Here is a 17,441-nt window from a genome sequence, read left to right as displayed (position 1 = left end):
AATAAGTGAACAAATAATATGTTTATCCGTATTGATAAGCTTAAAGTAATTAGGAGTAAGCCATGATCACCAAACAACTATCCTCACTTTTTGTATTTAATTTATTAGTTGTAAGTGCACAAGCTAATGCAAACCAGCGCTGGTACGTTGTTAACGACTCAGTAATGGGCGGTGTATCTAATAGCCAAGTAACACAAACTCAAGAAAGTTTGCTTTTTACAGGCAATGTTTCGCTTGATAATAACGGCGGTTTTGCATCAATACGTACAGAGCTAAGTACACAAAGCCAAAATACTAAAGCTATAGCGCTGCGTGTTAAAGGTGATGGACAAATCTATCAGCTTAGGCTCAGAACTACCAATTACCTTGATGGCGCAGCGTACACTCACTCATTTAAAACAGTAAAAAATGAATGGGTAGATATAAACTTTGCTCCGAGTGATTTTACTTTAACGTATCGCGGCCGCGTGCTTGAGCAACAACCGATTATTGATTTTGACGATATAAAACAGCTAGGCTTTATGATTGCAGGTAAGCAAGAAGGTAAGTTTAAACTTGAAGTGGGTAAAATTGAGTTTAAAAGCTAATCAAGCAGCAAGCTTTGGCATTGAGCGGTGTAATCATGAGCGCGAATGGTTGCGCTACTTTCGGTGTACTATTTAGCCCTACTAGCAAAAAGCCCCACTTTATTAAAGTAGGGCTTATACCAATTTATTAAACTAACTCATTGCTTACTTAGTGCTTTGGTTATCTTGTGAGAGCGCAATAAGTACAAGCGCCGCATTTAGACGAGTATTTAAATTATTATAAATAGTCATTCCAAACACACCGATAATACAAACTATTAAACCCATTTGTAGGTTAACGCTCATCTCTAGTAAAAAAACAGCTGCAACTAGTAAGCATAGCGCTAATGCATAAATAATAGATTGAAAGGTAAAGTTAATATCACCTTTGGCTATTTTAAGTAATTCATCTTTATTCATAATTTACTTCCTTGTTATTTAATCACTAAGACTCAATTGCCAGTAGCTCTACTTCAAAAATAAGTACTGAGGCAGGAGGAATACTCCCTACACGTTTTTCGCCGTATGCTAATTGGTGCGGTACATAAAAAATGTATTTATCACCTGGGCTCATCAGTTGTAAGCCCTCAGTCCAACCTTTAATCACTTGGTGTAAGCCAAAGCTAATCGGTGTTTTACGCTCTACTGAGCTGTCAAATACAGTGCCGTCGATTAGTGTGCCGTGGTAATGCACGTTAACCATACTTGTTGGGCTTGGTGTGTTTTCACTCTCACCTTTATGCAGTATTTTGTACTGCAAGCCAGAAGCTGTTTCTACTACACCTTCTACTTTTGCGTTAGCGGCTAAGTAATCGGCCCCTATTTGTGCATTTATGCCTGCTTGTTGTTTTGCTTTTTTACTATTTTGAAATATTAAAAAACAAAAAATGGCGATAACCACCGCCAAAATTATATTGATCATTATTAACCTTTTTCGTTATCTAGTTCTTCGTCTTTTTCGTCATCGTTATCGCCATTAACTATGTCGGCAATTTCTTTAAGGCGAGCAAGCGCAATTCCGTTTACTGAGTTTTCTGGATACTGGTCATCAATAATATCGCCAGCTTCTATATCCATTAACAGGTTAAGCGCTTGGTCTACGGTTTCAACTGCGTAAATATTAAATTTACCCGCTTCAACTGCATTAAGTATTTCATCATCAAGCACTAAGTTAACTTGGTTTGATTTAGGAATGATAACGCCTTGCGAACCTGTTAAGCCACGCATTTTACACAGTTTGAAAAAGCCTTCTATTTTTTCATTTACGCCACCAATAGCCTGTACATCACCATGTTGGTTAATAGAGCCTGTCAGTGCAATTGATTGGCTAATAGGTAGGCTTGTAATAGACGAAATAAGCGCACACAACTCTGCCAAAGATGCACTATCGCCATCTATATAACCGTAGCTTTGCTCAATAGCGATATTAGCGCTAAGCGTTAAGCTAAAGTGCTGCGCGTATTTATTACCTAAATAACCGGTAAGTAGCATTACCCCTTTTGAGTGAATTGCTTTACCAAGCTCGGCTTCACGTTCAACATCTATTACGCCATCGGCGCCAGCATAAACCGTTGCCGTGATACGCGCAGGGGTACCAAATGAGGTATCGCCAATGTGTAATACGGTTAAACCATTTACTTTACCAATGGCTTGGCCGTCGGTTGCAATAAGTGTGTGACCTTCTTTTATATCGCTTAGCATGTTTTCACTAATTTGGCCGGTACGGTATTGCTTACCTTCAATGGCTTCATCAATATGATGCGCATCTACAACAGTTAATTTATCTTGTTTTGCGTAGTAACTTGCCTCTGCAACTAATTCAAGTACATCAGCAAAGCGCGCAGAAAGCTTATTGTGATGCTCTGCTTGGCGGTAGCTAAACTTAAGTAAACGCACCATAGCAGCTTGCGTGGTAGTGCACTTTAATGTTTGCTCGCAGTACTCGGTAACTTTAGTTATAAATTGGTACTGTAATTTATCGCTACTTGGTAAGTAGTAATCAAAGTCAGCTAATACTCTAAATAACTCTGCAAACTCTTCATCGTATTCACCTATGGTGTAATACAGTTCACGCGAGCCTAATAAAATAATTTTCACGTCAAGCGGTATAAGCTGCGGGCGAAGTGTAAAACTACTGCCTACTGAGCTATCTTGATACGGTAAGTCGTTTTTAATTTGATGCGTTTTAAGCGAAAGTTTTAAACCATCCCACACTTGAGGGTTAGCCATCACCTTTTCAGCATCCATAATTAAATAACCGCCATTAGCACGGTGCAATGCTCCCGGCTGAATAGAGCGATAACTGGTAATTAAAGACCCTTGCGATGTGGAATACTCAATTTTACCAAATATATTACCAAATGTTGGATTGGGCTCGTACACAACGGGTGCTGCATCGTCTTCTTTAAACTCAACTAAAATATTAGGTGCAAAAAAGTCGGTAAGCATGCCTTTACGATCAAAGTCTTCTTTGCTTTCTTCGCTTTCGTCTTCGTCATCGAGCCACTCAAGTACCGCGTCTATAATTTCAACGCGTATATCTTTTAAATAACGCAGTACACCAATATGAGTTGCATATTTATGTTCTAAGTCTTTTAAAAGCGGTTTGGTGGCCTGCTCTGCAGTCGACTTTTTAAGATTACGCTGTTTTTCTTTTGATTCGCGCTTCCAGCGTGGCAGCTCAATTAACGCTTCTATTAATGCATCTTCTAGCTTTTCAATTTTTTCAAAAAACTCTTCGCGTAACGTTTCTTCAAGTTCGCCAAATTCGCTATCGCTTAATTGTTTACCATCTACAAGCGGTGCAAACCCAACTGAATTTTTTTCTTCGACTAATGCAACACTTTGCTCAAATGCCGCAATTTCTACTGCAGTAATAGCGCTGTCGTAGGCATCGTTAAATTCACGGTCGATTGATTTTTTTTTGCGTTGGTATCCTGGGTTATCAAATGCAGCAGGAAATGTGTCGAGCACTTCATCTAAAAATGAATCTATGTCGTCACTAAGTTGCTTACTTTGCCCTGCATGCATAAACAGCGCGATAGGCTCTCTGTGGTCATCGTAATTATTTACGTATAGCCATTCGTTTGGGGTTGGGCGGTCTTTTGCGTGTTGCTTAAGTTTATCTTTAACAAGCGTAAAGCGCCCATGGGCAGCCTCGCCCATTACATAAACGTTGTAACCAGGTAGTTCCATCCCTAAAGAGAAATCTAAGGCACTTTGGGCGCGTTGTTGGCCTATAAATGTTAGTTGCTCGGGGTATGGATTGCTCATACACGTATGTACGTGATTAGTAGAAATACTCGGTGCGAGCTTTGAAACAGATAGTGGCAGCAATTTTTTCGTCATTCTAACTTCTTTTTTTACCAACATATTCGCTGGCCTTTGGGCGTATTAAGTGGCCCGCAGCCACTTAATAATTATATTTAAGGGTGCAGCGCCTTACGACTAAAATAGATTCCATCACATTCAATACACGGTGTAATTTGTGTCGCGTGATAAACATCGTAACTATGGGTGCAATTCTTACATACTAATGTGCCCATGGCTATCCATTCGCCTGCGTGATACACACCATTGTGCTTAAAATCTTGACTAAGAGATTGCCACTCAAGCTGAGTTTTATCTTCTATGTGCGAAAGCTCAAACCATAAGGACTCTTTAAGCTCTTGCCATGCAAGCGAATTATAGTGCGATTCGTTTTCTTGGACATGTTCTATATCGCGCTGTAAATAACTTTTATATAAAGCGTATCTTTCTTGCCCTAAATCTTTAAGTGCCTGCTCAGATTCAACAAATCGAGTAACTGCGTCTTTTACTTCATGATCTTTTACATCTTTTAGCCATTTGGTTAAATCGCCAAGCCATGCTTTATAATCTGCCATTTTTTACTCCTTCAAAATTGCTGTTAAATCACCCTATAACTTAGATAAGTATAGGTTAACCTGAACTGAAGGTTAGAATTTATCAAAACCGCGTTTTTGACGCTGTGAATAGCACTTTATTTGGGGTATCCTAATGGCAATTTTTTATTAGTTTGCAAGAAGTCTGGAACCATAGATGCAAGAGCAATATAACCCGCAAGATATAGAGTCAAAAGTACAAAGCTACTGGGAAGAAAACCAGGTATTTAAAGTCACTGAAGATGAGAGCAAAGAAAAGTATTATTGCCTTTCTATGTTTCCTTATCCGAGTGGTCGACTGCATATGGGTCATGTACGTAACTACACCATTGGTGATGTTGTTTCTCGTTTCCAGCGCCTGCAAGGCAAAAACGTAATGCAACCTATGGGTTGGGATGCGTTTGGTTTACCTGCAGAAAACGCTGCTATTAAAAACAAAACAGCACCTGCTAAGTGGACATACGAAAATATTGACTACATGCGTACACAGCTTAAGCAATTAGGTTTTGGTTATGACTGGGATCGCGAAATAGCGACGTGTCATCCAGAATACTACAAGTGGGAGCAGTGGTTTTTCACTAAGCTTTACGAAAAAGGCTTAGTGTATAAAAAAATGTCGACGGTTAACTGGGATCCAGTGGATCAAACAGTATTAGCTAACGAGCAAGTTATTGACGGTCGCGGTTGGCGTTCAGGCGCTGTGGTTGAGCAAAAAGAAATTCCACAGTGGTTTATTAAAATTACCGACTACGCACAAGAACTACTTGACGATTTAGACAAGTTGGAAGATTGGCCAGAGCAAGTTAAAACAATGCAGCGTAACTGGATTGGCCGCTCTGAAGGGTGTGATATTGAATTTAAACGCACCGATAACGACGAAACTTTTAGTGTATACACAACTCGTCCAGACACCTTTATGGGTGTTACGTATGTTGCTGTTGCTGGTGGTCACCCTATTGCACAAGAAGCCGCTAAAAATAGCGATGCTGTTGCAATGTTTGTTGAAGAATGCAAAAACACCAAAATTGCCGAAGCAGACATGGCAACAATGGAGAAAAAAGGCATAGCAACAGGCTTTTACGCAACTCACCCATTAACGGGCGAGCAAGTACCAATTTGGGTCGCTAACTTTGTATTAATGCATTACGGCTCAGGCGCTGTTATGGCGGTACCTGCACACGACCAACGCGATTTTGAATTTGCAACGGCTTACGGCCTAGATATTAAACAAGTAATTGCACCGGTTGAAGGCTCAGGTCTTGAAGTAAACCTTGAGCAAGAAGCATTTACCGATAAAGGCGTACTTGTAAATTCAGGTAAATTTGATGGTCTTGATTTTGACGCCGCGTTTAAAGCCATTGCCGACAAGCTTGAAGCACTCGGTGTTGGGGAGCGTAAAGTAAACTTCCGTCTACGTGACTGGGGTGTTAGCCGTCAGCGTTATTGGGGCTCTCCAATCCCAATGCTTAGCGACGAAGAAGGCAAAGAACTTGCAGCAACAGAAGATATGCTACCAGTTCGCTTACCAGAAGATGTGGTAATGAATGGTGTAACGTCACCTCTTAAAGCAGACCCTGAATGGGCTAAAACAACAGTAAATGGCGCACCTGCGTTTCACGAAACTGACACGTTTGACACCTTTATGGAATCATCTTGGTACTACGCACGCTACTGTAGCCCACGCTACGACGAAGGCATGCTAGATCCAGCGGCTGCTAACTATTGGTTACCAGTAAACCAATACATTGGTGGTATTGAGCACGCTATTTTACACTTATTGTACTCGCGATTTTTCCATAAATTATTACGTGACTTTGGTTTAGTAAATTCAGACGAGCCGTTCGACCGCTTACTTTGTCAAGGTATGGTGCTTGCTGAAACATTTTATCGTAAAGATGAAAAAGGCGGCGATGTATGGATTTCGCCAAGCGATGTAAATACCGAAACCGACGACAAAGGCCGCGTAACTAAAGCATGGCATAAAGAAGACGGTGAGCCGGTATTCTCATCAGGCATGAGTAAAATGTCGAAGTCTAAAAACAACGGTATAGACCCACAACAAGTAATTGCCCAATACGGTGCAGATACAGTGCGTTTATTTATGATGTTTACAGCACCACCAGAGCAAACGCTTGAATGGTCAGACTCAGGTGTTGAAGGCGCACATCGCTTCTTAAAACGTGTATGGAAATACGCAGTAGACGTTAAAACAGTAGGTTACCAAGCACTTGATAAATCAGCGCTCACTAACCCGCAAAAAGTATTACGTCGCGACTTACACAAAGCAATTGCTAAAGTGACTGATGATGTTGAACGTCGTCAAACCTTTAACACCGCTATTGCAGCCATTATGGAGCTTTCTAATAAGTTATTAAAAGCACCACTGAGCGACAAACAAGATGTAGCGATTGCTAACGAAGCACTTGAAGCATTAGTTATTATGCTTGCACCTATTACTCCGCATTTATCACATGAGCTTTGGAAAGAGCTTGGTAAAGAAGGCGAGATTTTAGATGCGCAGTGGCCAAAAGTTGACGAGTCGGCTCTTGTTGAAGATGAAAAACTAATCATCGTACAAGTAAACGGCAAGCTTCGCGCTAAGTTAACAGTGGCAGCTGATGCCACTCAAGAGCAAGTAGAAGCCCTTGCGTTTGCAGAATCTAACGTAACTAAATTTACGGATGGCGCAACTATTCGTAAAATCATTTACGTTCCAGGTAAACTACTTAACGTGGTAGCTAACTAATATGGCTGCATTTAACGCCATTAAAAATGGACTAGCCTTAGTGCTAGTCTGTTTTTTGTTATCAAGCTGTGGCTTTCATTTAAAAAAAGCCTCTAGCTTGCCTGATAACTTAAAACAGCTAACACTTGTAGGCGATGATGAAAAATCGACTTTATTTACTGAGCTTAAAAAAGAGCTTAAAGCCAGTAACGTAGAGCTAGTATCGTCAGCTAAAGATAAAGCCCAATTGTATTTACGCAAAGAAAGTATTGAACGCCAAACTCTTTCGCTGTTTCAAAATGGTCAGGTTGCTGAATACGAACTTGCTTATGGCGTGTCGTATGTAGTTAAACTCCCAGGCGAAAAAGCGATAGAAAAACGTTTTGAGCTTTACCGTAATTACCAAGACGATCCGGATCATGCATTAGCAAAAGCAAAAGAGCTTGAGCTACTCATTAGCGAGATTCGTGAGCAAGCCAGTCGTCGTATTGTTAGAGAGCTGTCGCAACTATAATGCGCTGCTACGCTAATCAACTACCGAGTGAATTAAATAAAGGGCTAAAGCCCTTTTATTTAGTATTTGGTGAAGAGCCTTTTCAAGAAGCGCAGTGCGTACAACAAATTCGCGACTGTGCTAAGCAACAAGGTTTTGATGAAGTAATTAAGTTTACTTTAATGCAAGGATTCGATTGGCAAGAAATCATAGCCCAGTATCAGAGCATGTCGCTGTTTAGCGCCCGCACTATTATTGAGCTTGATTTAAACCAACAAAAGCCTGGCGTTATTGGCAGCAATACCTTTAAAAAAGTAGTTGAGCTGGTTAATCCCGATACTATTTTAATTGTTAAAGGCGCTAAAGCCAGTCAAGAAGTACAACGTGGTGCATGGTTTAAAGCCCTTGATAAACTAGGCGTGTTCGTACCTTGCTACCCACTTACCGGCTCTCATGTAAAACGATGGCTTGATGAGCAATGCCAACGTTTATCACTTAATATGCAAAGCGACGCCAAAGTAAGCTTAATAAATGCCACTGAAGGCAACTTATTAGCCTGTTTTCAGGAGCTTGAAAAGCTCTCGCTACTACACGGCAATGCATTAATTACTCAGCAACTAGTTATGCAAGGGCTGTTAAATCAAGCCAAGTTTGATATTTTTGATTTAAGCGATGCACTATTAAATGGCCACGCTAAACAAGCTATAAAAGTACTAAACAAACTTGCCAGCGATAACACCGAAGTGGTGAGTATTTTGTGGGCTATAACCAAAGAGCTTAATACACTTATAAGTGTGCAACTTGGTTTATTAAATGGCGAACCCATAGCAAATTTATTTAAACAAAAAGCAATTTGGAAAAACCAACAAGGTCCAGTTCAAAACGCAATTAACCGTTTAAATATGCACACACTGGAACAAATAAACAGTGATGTTGCGTTGTTTGATGCCAGTTACAAGCAAGGTAATTTAATTGCACCTTACCAAGCGCTTGCTCATATTTGTATTAAATTTTGCCAGCCGCTCAACATTCCTATGCCGTGCCACGCGGTTAATTAATAAATAATGGGTGTTAAATGATCGCAATTTTTGGTGGCACTTTCGACCCCGTCCATTTAGGCCATCTAAATATGGCGCAGCAATGCGTTAATGCGTTTAATTTAGATACGCTTTATTTTATGCCCTGTGCACTCCCTGCACATAAAGCAGCTCCGGGAATTAGTACGCAGCACCGTATTAATATGCTCAACGCAGCTATTGCACCTTATCCTCATTTTGAACTCGATTTAAGAGAGCTTAACCGAGCTGGTCCATCGTATTCGCTACTTAGTTTGCAAGAACTTCGTAAAGAGCACCCCACTACACCTATTTTATTTTTAATTGGTATGGACTCGTTTAACAATCTCGATAAGTGGTTTGAGTGGAAGGCAATAACACAGCTTTGCCATATTGTGGTGTACCAGCGCCCAGCTCAACATTGCACTGTAAAAGGTGAGCTCAAAAGCTATATGCAACACGCAAATGCTGGCGAAGTAGCGGCACTTAAACACTCACTTGCAGGTAAACTTTATTTTTTACCGGGCGAAATGCTCGATGCGGCCTCAAGTACAATTCGCAAGCAGCTAAAAAAAAGTAATAAAAAGAATGAACTATTGCCCGATGCAGTGAGTCATTACATAGAAGTGCATCAGCTCTATCAAATTGATGCTTAAAAACTCCTAGCGTGTTAAAATGCGCGCCATTAAATTTTTAAATTGAGACAAAACCTTGGATTCAAAACAACTACTCGCCTTTGCTATGGACAAAATTGACGATATGAAAGCGCGTGACATCGTTCATATTGACGTAACTGAAACATCAGATATTACAGATTACATGGTAATTTGTTCTGGTACTTCTAAACGCCACGTACAGTCAATTGCCGATCACTTAGCAAAAGAAGCGCGTCATGCAGATTCAGAGCCACTAGGTTATGAAGGTGAAGGCGACGGCGAATGGGCACTGGTTGATTTAGGTGATGTGGTTGTACACGTGATGCAAAACGAAGCACGTAGCTATTACGATCTAGAAAAACTGTGGGGCTAAACGCTCACTCATTTTAGACAATGCTTGGAAGTAATACGTGAAAATACAAATGATTGCTGTTGGTACTAAAATGCCAGCATGGGTAGAAACGGGATTTGCAGAATATCAGCGCCGTTTCCCTAAGGATATGGCGCTAGAGTTAATCGAAATTCCAGCCGGTAAACGTGGTAAAAATGCAGATATAAAGCGTATTTTACACATTGAAGGTGAAAAAACATTAGCGGCTATTCCAAAAGGCAATCGTATTGTAACGTTAGAGGTAACAGGGAAAGCACTGGATACTCACCAACTTGCTAAAAATATGGAAAAATGGCAACTCGATGGCCGCGATGTAAGTTTACTTATTGGCGGACCTGAAGGACTTGCTCCAGAGTGTATTGCAGCGTCTGAGCAAAAATGGTCGTTATCTAATTTAACATTGCCGCATCCTTTGGTGCGTATAATTGTTGCAGAGAGCCTTTACCGAGGCTGGAGCTTAAATAACAACCATCCTTATCATCGCGAGTAACCCCTTGCCATGCTAAAACATAGACCCACTATTCGTGACCACTCCGCAGAAGCAAACTTATTTGCTAGGCGAGCATTCGTGGGTTTTGTTTTTGTATTAGGATTAGTCGCAGTATTGCTTTCTAATCTTTATACTATTCAGGTCGAAGATCACCAAGACTACCAAACCCGCTCCAACGATAACCGCATTAAAGTTATTCCTATTGCACCCAACCGTGGTTTAATTTACGACCGTAACGGTGTGCTACTTGCTGAAAACAAACCTGTTTACAACCTTGAGGTCATCCCCGAAGAGGTAGACGACCTTGACGAATCGCTTGATCAAATAAGTAAAATAATTGCGATTACAGAGCAAGACAAACAAGACTTCTTAAAAGATATAAAACACACCCGTCGTTTTAAATCACAAGTATTAAAAGCTCGCTTAGACGAAACAGAAGTGGCGAAGTTTTCGGTTAATCAACATAAATTCCCTGGTTTTAGCATTGAGGCACGCCTTGCACGCTACTACCCATTTGGCGACACACTAACGCATGCGCTCGGTTACGTTGCCAAGCTTAATAGAAAAGAGCTAAACCAATTAGAACAAGAAGACCGTGCAACCAATTACCGCGCTACGCACGACATTGGCAAACTCGGCATAGAAAAATATTACGAAGAAACACTGCACGGTAAAGTAGGCTCACAACGGGTAGAAGTTAATAACCGTGGCCGTGTAATACGCACCCTGAGCATGACCCAACCGCAACCTGGTAGCGACCTAGTACTTACTTTAGACGTGGGCTTGCAACAAATAGCACAACATGCGCTTAAAGATATGCGTGGCGCTGTTGTAGTTATGGACGCCAAAGATGGCGGCGTGCTGGCACTTTATTCAAACCCAAGTTACGATCCAAACTTATTTGTACACGGCATTAGCAGCAAAAATTATAAAGCGCTGCTTAACCAAGACCGGCCATTAATAAACCGTACTACGCAAGGTCGTTATGCGCCGGCCTCTACGGTAAAGCCCTTAATGGCTGTATTAGCGCTTGAAGAAAATATAGTAAATGAAACAACATCAATGTGGGATCCAGGCTTTTTTGAAATACGAAACGTAGAGCATAAATGGCGTGACTGGAAACGTTGGGGCCATGGTCATGTAGATGTATACAAAGCCATTGAAGAGTCGTGCGATACCTATTTTTACGATGCGGCTTATCGATTAGGCATTACTAAAATAAGCGATTTTATGGCCCGTTTTGGCTACGGTGATTTGTCAGGTATTGATATTCACGAAGAAACTACTGCTATTCTACCTTCAAAAGAATGGAAAGAAGGACGCTTTAAAGAGTCTTGGTGGCCTGGTGACACAATTTCTGTAGGCATTGGCCAAGGTTACTGGACTGCCACACCAATTCAAATTGCAAATGCAACTAACATATTAGTTAATCGTGGTATTAATCATCCCCCTCATTTGGTGCAAGTAATAAAAAAAGATAGCGACATAACGCAAATTAACAACGAAGAAAAACCTCCTGTTATTTTAAAAGATCCGCGCCATTGGCAAGTATCGTTAGATGCAATGCATAATACAGTACAAAAAATATCAGGCACAGCCCACAAAGCATTTAAAGGGACTAACTACGACTCGGCTGGTAAAACCGGTACCGCGCAAGTAGTTAGTATTGCCCAAGGTGAGCGTTACGATGCAGAATCTCTTAAAGAACGCCAACGCGATAATACAATTTATGTAGGCTTTGCACCTTATAGCGATCCTAAAATTGTGGTTTCTGTTGTATTAGAAAACAACCACGGCGGCATTCAAATAGCTCGCCAACTTATGGATTACTACTTTGCAGCCAACCCTGTTAATCTTGCAAGGAACGAGACACCATGACCGCTTTGCACGATAAACGCTCTATTTGGATGCGTATGCACCTCGACCTACCGCTGCTTATTGCACTACTTATAATGATGGCTGGCAGCATAATGGTTGTTTACAGCGCAAGCGGGCAAGAGTCTTCTATGATGATTAGGCATATGACCCGCATGGGCGGTGCGATTGTTGCTATGATTGTTTTAGCCCAGTTTTCGCCTGCCACGTTAAAGCGGTTAGTGATCCCACTTTATTGTGTTGGGTTATTAATGCTAGTCGGTGTACTTTTATTTGGAGTAAGCTCAAAAGGCGCGCAGCGTTGGCTCAATTTAGGGGTGACACGGTTTCAACCTGCAGAATTAATGAAGTTGGCAGTCCCGATGATGGTAGCTTGGTATATAGGTAGAAATCACTTACCACCTCGCCCGCTACATTTAATTATTGGTTTTATGATTGTAATGCTCCCTACATTATTAATTAAAGAACAACCCGATTTAGGTACCGCTATACTTATTGCAAGCTCAGGTATATTTGTATTATTTTTGTCTGGGTTGAGTTGGCGTTTAATAGGGTTTTTAAGCTCGATTGTAGCGCTTGCTGCATGGCCATTTTGGCACTACGGTATGCACGATTATCAAAAACAACGTGTACTCACCTTTTTAGATCCTGAGAGCGATCCGCTTGGTTCGGGTTATCATATTATTCAATCGAAAATTGCTATTGGATCAGGCGGCATAGAAGGTAAAGGCTGGTTGCTTGGTACACAATCGCAATTAGAGTTTTTGCCAGAGCGCCACACCGACTTTATATTTTCGGTTTTAAGCGAAGAATTTGGCTTATTCGGCGTATGTGTTTTACTTAGCCTGTACTTATTTATTATTGGTCGTGGTTTATACATTGCTGTTAATGCACAAGATGCATTTGGTAAATTGCTCGCAGGCGCACTCACCCTCACCTTTTTTGTATATGTATTCGTAAACATAGGCATGGTATCGGGTTTATTACCTGTTGTAGGCGTACCACTACCACTGATTAGTTATGGCGGCACATCAATGGTAACGCTCATGGCAGGATTTGGCATTATTATGTCAATCGCGACAGATAAAAGGATGCTTTTAAAATAATGCGACACACGAATCAGTTTATATTTACTACATTATTAATTTTACTTTTAAGTGCTTGTAGTAGTGGGCCAAGTAGCCGTTATAGTATGCGTCATGATGCAGCGCCATTAAGAGCTCCAACTACACTTGAGATGCAAGACGCTATAGTTACCGAAACCACTAAAAGTGCTAGCGCTAGCCGCCCATACACAGTGCTTGGTAAAAGCTATTCGCCCATGCTTGATGAGACGGGTTATAGTGAGGAAGGCATTGCCTCTTGGTATGGTCGTAAATTTCATGGTTATCACACCTCAAATGGTGAAACGTATGATATGTTTGCCATGACCGCAGCGCATAAAACGCTGCCACTACCTAGCTTTGTTAAAGTAACCAATACAGCAAATGGTAAATCGGTAATCGTACGCGTGAACGACCGTGGCCCATTTCATGACGATAGAATAATTGATCTTTCGTACGCAGCCGCTTATAAGCTTGGCTACTACACCCATGGTACAGCAAAGGTTAAGCTAGAGGCCGTTACGCTTGCGGGCGCAACTGCGCGTCAAACCTATATTCAGGTAGCTGCAGGTAGTACACTTGCTAATATTGAAGCACTTGCCAGCACATTGCGAGAGCAATACAAATTACCAACAAATATTGTGCAAAAAGACGATATTTACAGATTGCATTTAGGGCCAATAAAAGACACCCCTCATGCAGACGAAGTATTAAAAAAATTAAAACAAAATCAATTTCAAAACGCGTTCTTGCTTTACACTCAGTAAGACTAATACCCAAACCAGCCCAAGATGCTCGCATCTCGGGGTAGTTTGGGTATAAAATGGCGTAACGCGAATCTTTAACTTTAACCATTAATGAGTATGATGAAATCTATTAAACATAAAATCCTCAAAGGTGTATGCGGCCTAGTTTGTACAGCCGCCGTATTCTCAGCCAGCGCCCAAATTATTCCGGCACCACCTCAAGTTAATGCGAAAGGTTATTTTTTAGTCGACTTTACAACTGGTAAAGTTATTGCTGAAGGTGAAGCCGATACACAGCTAGCACCTGCAAGTTTAACTAAAATGATGACCAGTTATGTAATTGGTACTGAAATTAAAGCAGGTAATATTGCCACTACCGATATGGTAACGGTAAGCGAAAAAGCATGGGCTAAAAACTTTCCAGAATCTTCAAAGATGTTTATTGAAGTAGGTAAACAAATTAGTGTTGATGAGCTTAACCACGGTATTATTATTCAATCAGGTAATGATGCATGTGTAGCAATGGCTGAGCATATTGCTGGAAGCGAAAGCGCATTTGCTGATTTAATGAATGCCCATGCTGCTAAATTAGGCATGAGCAACAGTCACTTTATCAACAGCCACGGCCTTGATACTGACGAGCACTTCACAACTCCACGCGATATGGCGACACTTGGTGCTGCTCTTATTCGTGATGTGCCAGATGAATATGCACTTTATAAGCAAAAGTCATTTACTTATAACGGCATTAAGCAATATAACCGTAACTCATTATTATGGGATGAAAGCTTAGATGTTGACGGCATTAAAACAGGGCATACATCAGAAGCTGGTTACAGCCTAGTTACCTCAGCTACTAAAAACGATATGCGTTTAATTGCTGTTGTTATGGGTACTTCAAGCGAACGAGCTCGTAAAGTAGAAAGTAAAAAGCTACTTAACTATGGTTTTCGTTTTTATGAAACAATTACTCCGTACAAAGCAGGCGATAGCTTTGCAGAACAACGTATTTGGATGGGTAACAAAGAGAACGTATCTTTAGGTATTTTAGAAGATACACCAATTACTATCCCACGTGGTCAGCATAAAAACCTTAAAGCTAACTTTGAGCTAGATAATACGCTTGAAGCACCACTTGCTAAAGGTACTAAAGTAGGCACGTTATTCTTACAACTAGAGGGCGAAGATATTGCTCAATACCCACTAGTTACACTTGAAGAAGTGGAAGAAGGCAGCTTCTTTAGCAAAATTTATGATTACTTACGCTTACAGATCATGCAGTAATTTATATCTCCCCTATTAACTAGGTAACTAATTTAAACGTCTCCACTGTGAGGCGTTTTTTTTTGCTTGAAAAATGTTAGAATGCGCCCCATATAAGCAAGACTGCTAATTGCCTATCTGTATTAAGCTTCAAGCTTGCATAGAGTCCACACTTTTGTATGAGGAGTCACCGTCGTGGTTCAACCTGTTAAAGATACTAAATTTGATGAGTACCTAGAGTACCCTTGCCCATTTACATTCAGAATAATGGGTTTAGCTAACGTAAACTTAACTGATCAAATTTTAGCTAAGTTACAACCAATAGCACCTGGCGATTACGCCCCTAAAGTAAAACCAAGCAGCAAAGGTAATTACGAGTCAGTAAGCCTTGTAGCAACAGTTACTAGTGGCAAACACATTGAAGAAATTTACAACGTGATCAGCAATATTGATGACGTACGCCACATGCTTTAATCCATAGTTGAGATTTGTTGTGAACGAAAACACTTTGATCGTACGCCAACTGGGTCGTCAGCGTTATATGCCAATTTGGCAAAAAATGCAGGACTTTACCGACACCCGTGATGAAAATACGCCAGATGAAATTTGGCTTGTAGAGCACGAGAGTGTATTCACCCAAGGTCAGGCTGGTAAGGACGAACACTTACTAGCTCCTGGCGACATTGAGGTGATTAAAGTTGACCGTGGCGGGCAAGTAACTTACCACGGCCCAGGCCAGCAAATGATGTATGTATTATTTAATCTACGTCGTTTAAAGATTGGTGTACGTGAACTGGTTACTTGGCTTGAAGAGTGCATTATTGAATCACTCGCCGAGTATGGTATTGAAGCTTATGCTAAAGCTGATGCACCAGGTGTATACGTTAATGACAGTAAAATTGCATCCCTTGGTTTAAGGGTTCGTCGTGGTTGCTCGTTTCATGGCTTAGCATTAAATGTTAACATGGACCTAAGTCCATTTTTACGCATTAACCCATGTGGTTATGCGGGCATGAATATGGTGCAAACTAAAGAATTAGATGGTCCTCAAAACCTAGAAAGTGCGGGTGAAGGATTGGTGAAACACATGATCAAGAAGCTTAATGCAACACAGATTAAGCATACTGAAGGGTTTGAAAACGAATGAATAAACCAGTCAAAATGGAACCAGGTGTAAAACTACGCGACGCAGAAAAAATGGCGTTGATCCCAGTAAAAGTTTTACCTACAGAAAAAACTGAAATGTTGCGTAAGCCAGAATGGTTAAAAATTCGCTTACCTAAATCAACCGATCGTATTGACGGTATTAAAAAAGCGCTACGTAAGCATGGCTTACACTCGGTATGTGAAGAAGCTTCGTGCCCTAACCTATCTGAATGTTTTAACCACGGTACAGCTACCTTTATGATTTTAGGTGCTATTTGTACTCGTCGTTGCCCATTTTGTGATGTTGCTCACGGTCGCCCATTAAAACCTGATGCCACTGAACCTGAAAAGCTAGCACTTACTATTAAAGATATGAAGCTAAGCTACGTTGTAATCACTTCAGTTGACCGTGATGATTTACGTGATGGTGGTGCACAGCATTTTGCAGATTGTATTCGCGAGATTCGTAAACATAATCCAACTATCACTATCGAAATTTTAGTACCTGATTTTCGTGGTCGTATGGACCGCGCACTAGAGATATTAATCGAGACGCCACCAGATGTGTTTAACCACAATCTTGAAACTGCGCCACGTTTATACAAACTAGCTCGTCCAGGTGCTGACTACAAATGGTCATTAGAGTTACTTCGTCGCTTTAAAGAAGCTCACCCAGAAGTAAAAACTAAATCAGGCTTAATGGTTGGTTTAGGTGAAGAAATTAGCGAAATTGAAGAAGTACTTCGCGATTTACGTGCTCACAACGTTGACATGCTAACTGTAGGCCAATACCTACAACCTTCTAAGCATCACTTACCGGTTAAGCGCTACGTGCCACCAGTAGAGTTTGACGGCTTAAAAGCGTATGCAGACGAAATTGGCTTTACTCACGCGGCTTCTGGCCCGTTTGTACGTTCAAGCTACCATGCTGATCAACAAGCAGCGGGTAAAGAAGTGAAGTAATCACTTTTATCAAAAAATTAAAAAAGCCGTTAATGATGCATAATCATTAACGGCTTTTTCATGCTAA

The 17,441-nt window shown here is 40.9% G+C and carries 18 protein-coding genes; 14 read left to right on the top strand and 4 right to left on the bottom strand.

Annotation, left to right across the window (positions count from 1 at the left end):
- Positions 1 to 62: 62 nt before the first annotated feature.
- Positions 63 to 587 (top strand): CIA30 family protein, encoded by a 525-nt coding sequence (locus tag H5159_RS11200; protein WP_182694060.1) that lies wholly within the window; start codon positions 63 to 65, stop codon positions 585 to 587.
- 144 nt (positions 588 to 731) lie between these two features.
- Here the strand turns inward: H5159_RS11200 and H5159_RS11195 are convergent, their stop codons facing one another.
- The 4 genes from H5159_RS11195 to H5159_RS11180 form a co-directional block, all read right to left on the bottom strand.
- Positions 732 to 986, bottom strand: a complete 255-nt coding sequence (locus H5159_RS11195) for a hypothetical protein (RefSeq protein ID WP_182780296.1) — start codon at positions 984 to 986, stop codon at positions 732 to 734.
- A 25-nt stretch (positions 987 to 1,011) separates the two neighbouring features.
- Positions 1,012 to 1,488: an FKBP-type peptidyl-prolyl cis-trans isomerase gene (locus tag H5159_RS11190; RefSeq protein ID WP_182769092.1), complete on the bottom strand. Its 477-nt coding sequence runs from the start codon at positions 1,486 to 1,488 to the stop codon at positions 1,012 to 1,014.
- 2 nt (positions 1,489 to 1,490) lie between these two features.
- Entirely contained in the window at positions 1,491 to 3,914 is a 2,424-nt protein-coding gene (locus tag H5159_RS11185) for a Lon protease family protein (protein WP_024594702.1), read from the bottom strand.
- A 77-nt stretch (positions 3,915 to 3,991) separates the two neighbouring features.
- On the bottom strand, positions 3,992 to 4,450 hold the full coding sequence (locus H5159_RS11180; RefSeq protein ID WP_002958528.1) for a zinc ribbon-containing protein: 459 nt from the start codon (positions 4,448 to 4,450) through the stop codon (positions 3,992 to 3,994).
- A 175-nt stretch (positions 4,451 to 4,625) separates the two neighbouring features.
- Between H5159_RS11180 and leuS the strand changes: the two genes are divergently transcribed.
- The 13 genes from leuS (at position 4,626) to lipA (ending at position 17,374) form a co-directional block, all read left to right on the top strand.
- A complete protein-coding gene (gene leuS / locus H5159_RS11175; protein WP_182780295.1) occupies positions 4,626 to 7,214 on the top strand; it encodes a leucine--tRNA ligase in 2,589 nt (862 codons plus the stop codon).
- A 1-nt stretch (position 7,215) separates the two neighbouring features.
- Positions 7,216 to 7,707, top strand: a complete 492-nt coding sequence (gene lptE / locus H5159_RS11170) for an LPS assembly lipoprotein LptE (protein WP_024594704.1) — start codon at positions 7,216 to 7,218, stop codon at positions 7,705 to 7,707.
- Complete coding sequence (gene holA, locus H5159_RS11165) at positions 7,707 to 8,744, top strand: DNA polymerase III subunit delta (RefSeq protein ID WP_002958525.1); 1,038 nt, start codon at positions 7,707 to 7,709, stop codon at positions 8,742 to 8,744. Before lptE ends, holA begins: the two co-directional genes overlap by 1 nt.
- Before the next feature lie 17 nt (positions 8,745 to 8,761).
- On the top strand, positions 8,762 to 9,397 hold the full coding sequence (gene nadD, locus H5159_RS11160) for a nicotinate-nucleotide adenylyltransferase (protein WP_024594705.1): 636 nt from the start codon (positions 8,762 to 8,764) through the stop codon (positions 9,395 to 9,397).
- Between the two features lie 55 nt (positions 9,398 to 9,452).
- The gene (rsfS, locus tag H5159_RS11155) at positions 9,453 to 9,770 is read left to right on the top strand and encodes a ribosome silencing factor (protein ID WP_002958523.1); all 318 of its coding nucleotides are present in this window, start codon (positions 9,453 to 9,455) and stop codon (positions 9,768 to 9,770) included.
- A 37-nt stretch (positions 9,771 to 9,807) separates the two neighbouring features.
- The gene (gene rlmH / locus H5159_RS11150; RefSeq protein WP_002958522.1) at positions 9,808 to 10,278 is read left to right on the top strand and encodes a 23S rRNA (pseudouridine(1915)-N(3))-methyltransferase RlmH; all 471 of its coding nucleotides are present in this window, start codon (positions 9,808 to 9,810) and stop codon (positions 10,276 to 10,278) included.
- Between the two features lie 9 nt (positions 10,279 to 10,287).
- Positions 10,288 to 12,156, top strand: coding sequence for a penicillin-binding protein 2 (mrdA, locus tag H5159_RS11145; protein ID WP_154903378.1), 1,869 nt, complete (start codon positions 10,288 to 10,290; stop codon positions 12,154 to 12,156).
- Positions 12,153 to 13,259: a rod shape-determining protein RodA gene (rodA, locus tag H5159_RS11140; protein WP_002958520.1), complete on the top strand. Its 1,107-nt coding sequence runs from the start codon at positions 12,153 to 12,155 to the stop codon at positions 13,257 to 13,259. The genes mrdA and rodA overlap by 4 nt, the downstream gene beginning before the upstream one ends.
- Complete coding sequence (locus tag H5159_RS11135; protein ID WP_182695326.1) at positions 13,259 to 14,023, top strand: septal ring lytic transglycosylase RlpA family protein; 765 nt, start codon at positions 13,259 to 13,261, stop codon at positions 14,021 to 14,023. The genes rodA and H5159_RS11135 overlap by 1 nt, the downstream gene beginning before the upstream one ends.
- Positions 14,024 to 14,122: 99 nt before the next feature.
- Positions 14,123 to 15,286, top strand: a complete 1,164-nt coding sequence (locus tag H5159_RS11130; RefSeq protein ID WP_002958518.1) for a serine hydrolase — start codon at positions 14,123 to 14,125, stop codon at positions 15,284 to 15,286.
- Between the two features lie 174 nt (positions 15,287 to 15,460).
- Positions 15,461 to 15,739 (top strand): DUF493 family protein YbeD, encoded by a 279-nt coding sequence (gene ybeD / locus H5159_RS11125; protein ID WP_002958517.1) that lies wholly within the window; start codon positions 15,461 to 15,463, stop codon positions 15,737 to 15,739.
- A 19-nt stretch (positions 15,740 to 15,758) separates the two neighbouring features.
- Positions 15,759 to 16,412, top strand: coding sequence for a lipoyl(octanoyl) transferase LipB (gene lipB, locus H5159_RS11120; RefSeq protein WP_182780294.1), 654 nt, complete (start codon positions 15,759 to 15,761; stop codon positions 16,410 to 16,412).
- On the top strand, positions 16,409 to 17,374 hold the full coding sequence (lipA, locus tag H5159_RS11115; protein WP_002958515.1) for a lipoyl synthase: 966 nt from the start codon (positions 16,409 to 16,411) through the stop codon (positions 17,372 to 17,374). Before lipB ends, lipA begins: the two co-directional genes overlap by 4 nt.
- Positions 17,375 to 17,441 lie beyond the last annotated feature (67 nt).

The sequence above is a fragment of the Pseudoalteromonas sp. SG43-1 genome (genome assembly GCF_014164415.1).
GTDB classification, from domain to species: domain Bacteria; phylum Pseudomonadota; class Gammaproteobacteria; order Enterobacterales; family Alteromonadaceae; genus Pseudoalteromonas; species Pseudoalteromonas distincta.
This window is presented reverse-complemented; position numbering and strand designations above follow the sequence as displayed.

Coding starts and splice junctions, on each gene's coding strand:
- H5159_RS11200 (WP_182694060.1), top strand. CDS start 63: ATGATCACCAAACAACTATCCTCACTTTTTGTATTTAATTTATTAGTT.
- H5159_RS11195 (WP_182780296.1), bottom strand. CDS start 986: ATGAATAAAGATGAATTACTTAAAATAGCCAAAGGTGATATTAACTTT.
- H5159_RS11190 (WP_182769092.1), bottom strand. CDS start 1,488: ATGATCAATATAATTTTGGCGGTGGTTATCGCCATTTTTTGTTTTTTA.
- H5159_RS11185 (WP_024594702.1), bottom strand. CDS start 3,914: ATGACGAAAAAATTGCTGCCACTATCTGTTTCAAAGCTCGCACCGAGT.
- H5159_RS11180 (WP_002958528.1), bottom strand. CDS start 4,450: ATGGCAGATTATAAAGCATGGCTTGGCGATTTAACCAAATGGCTAAAA.
- leuS (WP_182780295.1), top strand. CDS start 4,626: ATGCAAGAGCAATATAACCCGCAAGATATAGAGTCAAAAGTACAAAGC.
- lptE (WP_024594704.1), top strand. CDS start 7,216: ATGGCTGCATTTAACGCCATTAAAAATGGACTAGCCTTAGTGCTAGTC.
- holA (WP_002958525.1), top strand. CDS start 7,707: ATGCGCTGCTACGCTAATCAACTACCGAGTGAATTAAATAAAGGGCTA.
- nadD (WP_024594705.1), top strand. CDS start 8,762: ATGATCGCAATTTTTGGTGGCACTTTCGACCCCGTCCATTTAGGCCAT.
- mrdA (WP_154903378.1), top strand. CDS start 10,288: ATGCTAAAACATAGACCCACTATTCGTGACCACTCCGCAGAAGCAAAC.
- rodA (WP_002958520.1), top strand. CDS start 12,153: ATGACCGCTTTGCACGATAAACGCTCTATTTGGATGCGTATGCACCTC.
- H5159_RS11135 (WP_182695326.1), top strand. CDS start 13,259: ATGCGACACACGAATCAGTTTATATTTACTACATTATTAATTTTACTT.
- H5159_RS11130 (WP_002958518.1), top strand. CDS start 14,123: ATGAAATCTATTAAACATAAAATCCTCAAAGGTGTATGCGGCCTAGTT.
- lipA (WP_002958515.1), top strand. CDS start 16,409: ATGAATAAACCAGTCAAAATGGAACCAGGTGTAAAACTACGCGACGCA.